The 9,687-nt window shown below is 44.0% G+C and carries 7 protein-coding genes and 1 rRNA gene; all 8 read left to right on the top strand.

The window, feature by feature from the left end; all coding sequences use genetic code 11:
• Nucleotides 1-77 (top strand): 5S ribosomal RNA (rrf, locus tag AAEO50_RS21445); the annotation flags it as partial.
• 672 nt (nucleotides 78-749) lie between these two features.
• Entirely contained in the window at nucleotides 750-1,211 is a 462-nt protein-coding gene (locus AAEO50_RS20390; protein WP_341986205.1) for a CtsR family transcriptional regulator, read from the top strand.
• Nucleotides 1,212-1,231: 20 nt separating this feature from the next.
• On the top strand, nucleotides 1,232-1,780 hold the full coding sequence (locus AAEO50_RS20385; RefSeq protein WP_341986203.1) for a UvrB/UvrC motif-containing protein: 549 nt from the start codon (nucleotides 1,232-1,234) through the stop codon (nucleotides 1,778-1,780).
• Nucleotides 1,777-2,859: a protein arginine kinase gene (locus AAEO50_RS20380; RefSeq protein ID WP_341986202.1), complete on the top strand. Its 1,083-nt coding sequence runs from the start codon at nucleotides 1,777-1,779 to the stop codon at nucleotides 2,857-2,859. Before AAEO50_RS20385 ends, AAEO50_RS20380 begins: the two co-directional genes overlap by 4 nt.
• Before the next feature lies 1 nt (nucleotide 2,860).
• Entirely contained in the window at nucleotides 2,861-5,302 is a 2,442-nt protein-coding gene (gene clpC / locus AAEO50_RS20375) for an ATP-dependent protease ATP-binding subunit ClpC (protein ID WP_341986201.1), read from the top strand.
• A 274-nt stretch (nucleotides 5,303-5,576) separates the two neighbouring features.
• On the top strand, nucleotides 5,577-6,953 hold the full coding sequence (gene radA, locus AAEO50_RS20370) for a DNA repair protein RadA (RefSeq protein WP_341986199.1): 1,377 nt from the start codon (nucleotides 5,577-5,579) through the stop codon (nucleotides 6,951-6,953).
• A gap of 156 nt (nucleotides 6,954-7,109) precedes the next feature.
• Nucleotides 7,110-8,180 (top strand): DNA integrity scanning diadenylate cyclase DisA, encoded by a 1,071-nt coding sequence (disA, locus tag AAEO50_RS20365; protein ID WP_341986198.1) that lies wholly within the window; start codon nucleotides 7,110-7,112, stop codon nucleotides 8,178-8,180.
• Nucleotides 8,181-8,394: 214 nt separating this feature from the next.
• Nucleotides 8,395-9,486 carry a PIN/TRAM domain-containing protein gene (locus tag AAEO50_RS20360; RefSeq protein ID WP_341986197.1) on the top strand — a complete coding sequence of 364 codons (1,092 nt, stop codon included), beginning with the start codon at nucleotides 8,395-8,397 and terminating at the stop codon, nucleotides 9,484-9,486.
• Nucleotides 9,487-9,687 lie beyond the last annotated feature (201 nt).

The following is a 9,687-nucleotide window of genomic DNA, read 5'->3' as shown; positions in this document are numbered from 1 at the left end:
CGAACACGGAAGTTAAGCTCTTCAGCGCCGATGGTAGTTGGGGGATCTCCCCCTGTGAGAGTAGGACGTCGCCAGGCAAATATGAAAAGCAGCTCTTTAGGGGGCTGTTTTTTTGTCGTGGAGGAAAAGTAAAGGAAGGATGTTGACATCCATTTCATTAATAATAATCAACTTTTTCCCTTTTAAGCCCTTTAATTTGTCATTTTTCAATATAAACCTTCCTTCTTGATAAAAATGCAGGACATGTTTCTCTTAAAACATGTCCATTTCAATCAAAAACCTCCCAAAATCATCACCAAGCCTAAGCTACCAACCAATTTATTATCGAAAATTAACTTTTTATTATCGAAAACAAAGAATGTAATATCGAAAATCTAACTTTTATTATCGAAACCGAAAAATCAATTTTCAAAAACACCCTGATATTATCGAAATTGTCACCTTCTTATCCAAATAGGTGATTTATTATCGATTCTCAACCAATTAACTTAATATCAAAATACGAACCCCGACAGTTCCACTCACCCATCGATACCAATCTGCCATTAACCTACCCAGCCCACCGAACATACAATACTCTAGGCTGAACAATCCACTGAAGAACTGTTCTGAATAAACTCCTTTTGATACGTTTAAAAGTTTCCCAAAACAGGAAAACTTCTAAGGGTTACTTCATAATTGCAAAGTTCAATGCCCGATTGTATAATTATAGTCAAATATAGTCAAAGTCAAAATGAGGAGGAGGTTTGATGAGGAACATTTCCGACATCATTGAAAGTTATTTAAAGAATGTTTTGGAGCTTAGTGAAAGTGAAATAGTAGAGATAAAAAGAAGCGAGATCGCGGATAAGTTTCAATGTGTTCCTTCTCAAATTAATTATGTGATTAATACCCGTTTTACGATAGAGAGAGGGTATGTAGTTGAAAGTAAACGAGGCGGCGGGGGCTATATCCGGATTATGAAGGTGAAAGCCCATGACCAGGTCCATCTTATAGATCAGCTCGTATCTCTGGTGAGGAATGCCATCAGCCAAGGTACGGCTGCAGATATTATTTTCAGGTTAGTGGAAGAAGATATTATCTCGGAACGGGAAGCGAAGATTATGTTGAGCGTCATGGATCGTTCGGTGATCATGGTGGAACTGCCGGAACGGGATATACTTCGGGGAAGAATGTTAAAAGCTATGCTGGATAGCTTGAAGTATGAGTAAGGGTTAAAGAGGTGAGTTGGATGATTTGTCAAGAGTGTAATGAGAGACCTGCTACTCTTCATTTCACAAAGGTAGTGAACGGGGAGAAGACAGAAGTACATTTATGTGAGCACTGTGCCCAGGATAAGGGGGATAAGTTTATGTTTGATTCTTCACCTGGATTTTCTGTTAACAATTTATTGGCAGGCCTTCTTAATATTTCTCCTGCATTCAAGCAGGCGAAAACTTCAGAAATTCCTCAGCAAGAGATTTTGCAGTGTGAAAAATGCAAAATGACTTTTCAGCGGTTCATCAATGTGGGACGGTTTGGATGTTCTCATTGTTACGAGACCTTTGAATCACACCTGGATCCTATTTTAAAACGAGTTCACAGCGGCAATGTCGAGCATCACGGGAAAGTTCCGGAGCGTATGGGCGGAGCGATCCACTTAAAGAAAAAAATCCTCCAATTGAGGACAGATTTAAAAACATCGATTGAAAATGAAGAGTTTGAGAAAGCAGCCGAAATCAGAGATGAAATTCGCTCCCTGGAAAAAGAGGTTAAGAAAGAGGGAGGAGATGCTGAATGAGCCTTGAAAAATTTTTAAGTAATGCCGTCAGCTCCTGGATGAATGAAGAAGGTCCGAATTCGGATATTGTACTGAGCTCGCGGGTACGGCTGGCACGTAACTTCACAGAATTCAGGTATTCCACTCTTTATTCAGCGGATGAAGCGAAAGAAATCGTCAGCAGGGTTAAAGAGAAGGTTGATCTATTTCCGGAAGATTTAGGGGAATTGGAATTTCTGGCCACGAATGAGATTCAACCGCTTCAAAAGAGGGTATTGATGGAGAAACACCTAATCAGTCCTAATTTAGCAGAGAGTGAGAAAGACGGGGCTGTGCTTTTATCAAATGAAGAAAATGTCAGCATTATGATAAACGAAGAAGACCATATTCGAATACAGTGTTTATACCCGGGCCTGCAGTTGAGTGAGGCTTTGAACCGGGCCAATGATATTGATGATTGGTTTGAAAGTGAGTTTGATTATGCGTTTGATGAGAAACGCGGATACTTAACGACCTGTCCGACAAATGTGGGAACAGGATTAAGGGCTTCAGTCATGATGCACCTTCCCGGACTTGTGCTGACTCAGCAGCTGAACCGGATCATCCCTGCAATCAATCAGCTTGGGCTGGTGGTAAGAGGGATTTACGGAGAAGGCAGTGAAGCACAGGGGAATATTTTTCAAATATCAAATCAGATCACTTTAGGTAAATCTGAAGATGATATTGTGGAAGATCTATTAAGTGTCGTGAAGCAAATCATCGACAAAGAAGTGTCTGCCAGGGAAGCATTAGTCAAGACTTCAAACATACAATTAGAAGACAGGGTGTTCCGCTCACTGGGAGTACTTGAACACAGCCGCATCATCGAATCCAAGGAAGCAGCGAAGTGTTTATCGGATGTCAGGCTTGGAATCGATTTAGGATACATCAAAAACATATCCAAGAATATATTGAATGAACTAATGATTTTGACTCAGCCGGGGTTCCTGCAGCAATACTCAGGGGGACCGCTTAAACCGAATGAAAGAGATACAAGAAGGTCTTCTTTAATACGAGAGCGAATTAAGTTAGACAAAGATGCATGTGAGGAGGAAGAATAATATGATGTTTGGTCGATTTACAGAAAGAGCACAAAAGGTATTGGCATTAGCCCAAGAAGAAGCAATCCGCTTGGCGCACAGTAATATTGGCACTGAACATATTTTATTGGGACTTGTCCGTGAAGGAGAAGGTATTGCGGCAAAAGCATTGACTGCGCTGGGGTTAAGCCCGGAGAAGATTCAGAAGGAAGTAGAAGGGCTGATCGGTAAGGGCACAGAGAAATCCCAAACCATTCATTATACACCTAGAGCAAAGAAGGTCATCGAGCTTTCGATGGATGAGGCACGTAAGCTGGGTCACTCATATGTGGGTACTGAACATATCTTGCTCGGATTGATTCGTGAAGGAGAAGGAGTGGCTGCAAGAGTGCTTGGAAACCTTGGTGTCAGCTTGAATAAAGCGAGACAGCAGGTTCTGCAGCTTCTTGGCAGCAATGATTCCAACAACCATCAAGGCGGAGGAAACGCAAATGCGAATACTCCTACACTTGATAGCCTGGCACGTGACTTGACTGCGATCGCACGTGAAGGCAGTCTTGATCCTGTAATCGGAAGAAGCAAGGAAATTCAACGTGTCATCGAGGTGTTAAGCCGTCGTACGAAAAATAACCCGGTGTTGATCGGAGAACCTGGTGTAGGTAAAACCGCAATTGCTGAAGGACTCGCGCAGCAAATCATTGCCAACGAAGTACCGGAAATTCTACGTGACAAGCGTGTGATGACACTTGATATGGGTACAGTGGTTGCAGGTACAAAATACCGCGGTGAATTTGAAGACCGCCTCAAGAAAGTGATGGATGAAATTCGTCAGGCAGGAAATATCATTCTATTTATCGATGAGCTTCATACCTTGATCGGTGCAGGTGGTGCTGAAGGAGCGATTGACGCTTCCAATATCCTTAAACCGTCTCTTGCACGCGGAGAACTTCAATGTATCGGTGCGACTACGCTGGATGAGTACCGTAAATATATCGAAAAGGATGCCGCGCTCGAACGCCGCTTCCAGCCTATTCAAGTAAATGAGCCGACTGCTGAAGAGTCCATTCAGATTCTGAAAGGGCTTCGCGATCGTTATGAAGCACACCACCGTGTGTCCATTACGGACGATGCAATCGATGCGGCGGTCAAGTTATCCGATCGTTATATCTCTGACAGGTTCCTGCCGGATAAAGCGATTGACTTAATTGATGAAGCAGGTTCCAAGGTCCGTCTGCGTTCCTATACGACTCCACCGAACCTCAAAGAGCTTGAATCGAGGCTTGAGGAGATCCGAAAAGAGAAAGATGCAGCTGTTCAAAGTCAGGAATTTGAAAAAGCCGCATCGTTACGTGATACAGAACAGAAGCTTCGCGAAGAGTTAGAAGAAACGAAGAACACTTGGAAAGAAAAGCAGGGACAGGAAAATACAGAAGTAACCGTCGAAGATATCGCGACAGTCGTTTCCAACTGGACGGGAGTACCTGTATCCAAACTTGCCCAAACAGAAACGGACCGCCTGCTGAAGCTGGAAGAAATCCTTCATTCCCGGGTAATCGGTCAGTCTGAAGCAGTAGTGGCAGTTTCCAAGGCAGTGCGGCGTGCCCGTGCAGGACTGAAGGATCCAAAACGTCCAATCGGTTCCTTTATCTTCTTAGGGCCGACTGGGGTAGGTAAGACAGAACTTGCCCGGGCATTAGCTGAATCGATGTTCGGTGATGAGGAAGCGATGATCCGGATTGATATGTCCGAGTACATGGAAAAGCACTCCACTTCAAGACTAGTCGGATCGCCTCCAGGATATGTAGGTTATGATGAAGGCGGACAGCTGACGGAAAAAGTTCGACGCAAGCCTTACTCAGTTATCTTGCTGGATGAGATCGAGAAAGCTCACCCTGACGTCTTCAATATCCTGCTGCAGGTGCTTGAAGATGGACGATTGACTGATTCGAAAGGCAGAACAGTAGACTTCAGGAATACTGTACTGATCATGACATCGAATGTCGGTGCACAGTCCCTCAAGAGCAATAAATATGTCGGATTCAATATTCAGGATGGAAAACAGGATTACAAAGATATGAAAGGGAAGGTTATGGAAGAGCTTAAGCGAGCATTCCGTCCAGAGTTCCTGAACCGTATCGATGAAATCATTGTGTTCCACTCTCTAGAAAAAGAACACTTAAAAGAGATTGTCACGCTTATGTCTGATCAGCTTACGAAACGCTTGAAAGAGCAGGATATCCACATCGAGCTCTCAGGTGCTGCGAAAGAAAAGATCGCCGATGAAGGATTCGATCCTGAATACGGGGCACGTCCGCTCCGCCGTGCAATTCAAAAGCACGTGGAAGATAAGCTCTCAGAAGAGCTGCTTCGAGGAAAAGTCCTGACTGGTCAAAGCATTGAAATCGATGTCGAGGACAATGAGTTCACAGTAAAGGTCAAAGAGGAAGCTAATTCTACCACCTAAGATCATCTAATCAAAAGAGGTACACGTTTTCGTAAGGCGTGTACCTCTTTTTTTAATCTTGATGTACATTCTGTTAAAGCGAAAGTGTTGAAATAATCCGTCTCCGGCTGTCGAATGGGTGTAAGGCGAAGGAAAAGTGAAGCGGTAAGTTACCATACATAGAAGCGAAGGGCTTTTCATTGAAAGGCATACACAAAATCGTTACAATCAATCCAATAAGGTTTGGTATGAAACAACGATAGGGAAAATAGATTAGAAGAGGAGAAGAACTGATTTGGCTAAGAAAAAAACGAAATTTGTATGTTCATCGTGTGGTTACGAATCAGCGAAATGGATGGGGAAATGTCCAGGATGCGGTGAATGGAACACAATGGTAGAGGAAGTTGCGATTACGGGGAAACAGCCCCGTGCTTCGTTTATGCATAGTGAGAAAACAGGTCCTTCCAAGGCAGAAAAACTTTCAGCCATTGAAACCAGGCAGGAACCGCGGGTTTTAACCGATTCCAAAGAATTGAACAGGGTCCTTGGCGGGGGGGTTGTTCCCGGCTCGCTGGTTTTAATAGGGGGAGATCCGGGTATAGGGAAATCTACTTTACTGCTTCAGGTTTCCTCGCAGCTTGCCCAGCAAAATCAGAAGGTTTTATATATTTCCGGGGAAGAATCGATAAAACAGACAAAATTACGATCTGATCGTTTAAATATAAAAGGCGATGAATTATATATCTATGCAGAAACCAATTTAGAGTCCATACATCAAACAATCGAGCATCTGTCTCCAGACTTCGTGATTATTGACTCGATACAGACGATTTATCACCCTGAAGTGACGTCTGCTCCGGGGAGTGTTTCCCAGGTACGGGAATGTACGGCGGAGTTAATGAGAATCGGAAAAACGAAAGGCATTGCCATCTTCATTGTAGGGCATGTTACTAAGGAAGGTTCGATTGCAGGTCCGAGGCTGCTCGAACACATGGTGGACACCGTTTTGTATTTTGAAGGGGAGCGCCATCATTCTTATCGGATTTTACGGGCAGTGAAGAATAGGTTTGGTTCTACGAATGAAATGGGAATCTTTGAAATGAAAGAGCTTGGATTAGAAGAGGTAGCTAATCCATCAGAGATTTTCCTAGAGGAGCGATCGGAAGGGGCAACAGGCTCTACCGTTGTAGCCTCGATGGAAGGTACCCGGCCGGTACTGGTGGAGATACAAGCTCTGGTCACGCCGACAAGCTTCAATAATCCGCGCCGTATGGCGACCGGGATAGATCATAGCCGGGTTTCGCTGATTATGGCCGTATTGGAGAAGCGGGTGGGAATGCTTCTGCAGCAGCAGGATGCCTATCTTAAGGTGGCCGGAGGAGTAAAGCTTGATGAGCCGGCGATTGATTTGGCGGTTGCCACGAGTATTGCTTCCAGTTTCCGTGACAAGGCCCCTAACCCTCATGACTGTATCATCGGGGAAGTCGGATTGACCGGAGAGATCAGAAGAGTATCGAGAATCGAACAAAGGGTCCAGGAAGCAGCCAAGCTGGGCTTCAAGCGTGTGATTGTTCCTCAAAATAATCTGAGCGGCTGGCATCCGCCTTCTGATATTAACGTAGTGGGGGTAGCCACGATAAATGAAGCATTGGCTCTTATTTTAAATTCTTAGAGTGTATTTTTATTTGAGAATTGTCCAGCTCCAGCGCCTAGCCCCTCGAGACGTTTCGGTCCGTCCACTGAAGTCAAAGACCGACTTCACCGGTCGGCCCAGAAGCCCTTGTCGGGGCTGACCAAGGCGCTTGCGCTTTTCTTAGGAGGATAAGGTATGGAAGAGAAAAAAACGGATAAGTCGATATCGGATATTTTACAATTTGTTGCTCCCGGTGCCCCGATCAGAGAAGGTATCGACAATGTGTTACGGGCAAAAACGGGAGGGCTGATCGTAGTCGGCTACAATGATAAAGTGAGATCGGTCGTGGATGGCGGGTTTCATATCAATTGCTCTTTTTCCCCGAGCTATCTGTATGAGCTTGCGAAGATGGACGGAGCCATCATCTTAAATGAAGCCGGCACGAAGATTCTTTATGCAAATGCGCAATTGGCTCCCGACGTTTATGTGCCTTCCACAGAAACCGGAATGAGGCACCGAACAGCAGAAAGGGTAGCCAGACAAACGAATGCTCTTGTCATTGCGATCTCACAAAGGCGAAATGTCATCACTCTTTATCAGGGGAACTTCCGTTATGCTCTGAAGGATATTTCCGTTATTTTAACAAAGGCGAATCAAGCCATTCAGACATTGGAAAAATACAAGGTGGTGCTGGACCAGAGTATTTCCAATCTCTCTGTCCTTGAATTTGAGGAGCTTGTTACGCACAGTGACCTTCTTCAGGTCCTTCATCGTTTTGAGATGGTCCTTCGCATTAAAAATGAACTCTTGACGTATCTGAGTGAGCTGGGAACGGAAGGCAGGCTCATCCGCTTGCAGATGAATGAGCTGCTCGCGGATATTGAAGAGGAAGCGATGCTCATTATCCGGGATTATGCACAGAATAGAGACATCAAGCCGTTTGAGGTGCTCTACAAATTCCAGGAACTTGTCCATTCAGAGGTGCTCGATGATAATGTCCTGTTGAAGCTGCTTGGCTATCATGGATATGTGCATCACGATGATGCTATTTTCCCCCGTGGCTACCGTGTGTTGAATAAGATACCGCGTCTGCCGGTCGTGATCATTGAAAACCTGGTCACTGAATTCGAAACTTTGCCGAAGGTGTGCAGTGCATCTGTCAGTGAATTGGATGAAGTAGAGGGAATCGGTGAAGTAAGGGCAAGAAAGATTAAAGAGGGTCTCAAACTCATTAAGGAACAGACGTTTGCAGACCGTCAATTATAGAGGCTAGTCAAAAAGGCCCTGTTATGATACAATGGAATCTTTTTCAAAAAATTGACAGTTCGTTTCGGACATGTTAGCCTTTTTTTAAGACCATTAGTAAAATTGGGCTTACTGTATTAAAATTATTTCTTTTCGTTTAAATTCATCAAGTTTTCCAGATTCAGACGTTTTAAAAATAGTAAATTGTTTATAATGAATAGGAGGAGGTGAGGGAATGTTAAAGAATATTGTTAAAGCGTGCTTCCTTATAGTAGGCGGGACACTTGGGATCTTTCTGCTTCCCGAATTGTTAACCGTCATAAATTTATCTGACATTCCTTTGATTAATAACCCTTATATGACTGCCATATTTGGTGCCATTATCTTTTATATTCTTACGTTTTGGGCAGTCGAGTACGTAGTCAATTTCGTTAAGTGGTTTGAAGATAGTCTCGTGAAGGCGCCGGTAACAGATCTATTGTTTGGCAGTTTAGGTTTAATTATTGGCCTTTTTGTTGCCTATTTATTTGGGATTCCTTTTAACCAGATGGAAATTCCGATCGTTAATACGGTTGTTCCTATTCTATTAACATTGATTCTTGGTTATTTAGGATTTCAGGTTGGTTTTAAAAAGAGAGATGAACTGATGAACCTTTTTCCTTCTGCAGGAAAAGGAAAGAAAAAGGGTACAGATGATGACCTTGATGAAAATGCAGTAAAAACACTTAAGATTTTAGATACAAGCGTGATCATTGACGGCCGTATCGCTGATATTTGTCAGACCGGTTTCCTTGAGGGAATCGTGGTCATCCCTCAATTCGTTTTAGAGGAGCTTCAGCATATTGCTGATTCATCAGATGTTTTAAAACGCAACCGCGGGCGAAGAGGTCTTGATATTTTAAACCGGATTCAAAAAGAGCTGCCTGTCGAGGTTCAGATTTACGAAGGAGACTTCGAAGAAATTCAGGAAGTCGATTCCAAGCTTGTGAAACTGGCAAAGCTGACGAATGGAATTGTCGTAACGAATGATTTCAACCTGAATAAAGTCTGCGATCTTCAAAGTGTACAAGTATTGAATATCAACGACCTGGCAAACGCAGTCAAGCCGGTGGTCCTTCCCGGGGAAGAATTGAAGGTGCAAGTGATCAAGGACGGTAAAGAACATAACCAAGGCATTGCGTACTTAGATGATGGAACCATGATCGTCGTCGAAGAAGGCCGCAACTACATCGGCAAATACATCGATGTACTCGTCACAAGCGTCCTCCAAACATCCGCAGGCCGCATGATCTTCGCCAAACCAAAACAACTCGAAAAAGCACTTTAAACAGCTATAACTAAGTCAGTCTGAAAGGTATCAAATCTTTTAGGCTGGCTTAAATTATGTCTATTGATAGAAAGTCGCAGCTAAATGCCGCATTTGATTTCCGTGCAAGACTTCGCTTTCCGCGGGTGACCCGTGAGCCTCCTCGGTCGTACCTCCCTGCGGGGTCTCACATTGGCCACTTCTCCCGCAGGAGTCTTCGTC

Source organism: Rossellomorea oryzaecorticis (assembly GCF_038405515.1).
Taxonomy (GTDB): Bacteria; Bacillota; Bacilli; order Bacillales; family Bacillaceae_B; genus Rossellomorea; species Rossellomorea oryzaecorticis_A.
The sequence above is the reverse complement of the archived record's forward strand: the minus strand, read 5'-3'. Positions and strand labels throughout refer to the sequence as shown.

What these genes read in the sequence shown, in the direction of transcription:
- disA (WP_341986198.1), top strand. Translation starts at nt 7,110, where the DNA reads ATGGAAGAGAAAAAAACGGATAAGTCGATATCGGATATTTTACAATTT.
- AAEO50_RS20385 (WP_341986203.1), top strand. Translation starts at nt 1,232, where the DNA reads ATGATTTGTCAAGAGTGTAATGAGAGACCTGCTACTCTTCATTTCACA.
- AAEO50_RS20380 (WP_341986202.1), top strand. Translation starts at nt 1,777, where the DNA reads ATGAGCCTTGAAAAATTTTTAAGTAATGCCGTCAGCTCCTGGATGAAT.
- AAEO50_RS20360 (WP_341986197.1), top strand. Translation starts at nt 8,395, where the DNA reads ATGTTAAAGAATATTGTTAAAGCGTGCTTCCTTATAGTAGGCGGGACA.
- clpC (WP_341986201.1), top strand. Translation starts at nt 2,861, where the DNA reads ATGATGTTTGGTCGATTTACAGAAAGAGCACAAAAGGTATTGGCATTA.
- AAEO50_RS20390 (WP_341986205.1), top strand. Translation starts at nt 750, where the DNA reads ATGAGGAACATTTCCGACATCATTGAAAGTTATTTAAAGAATGTTTTG.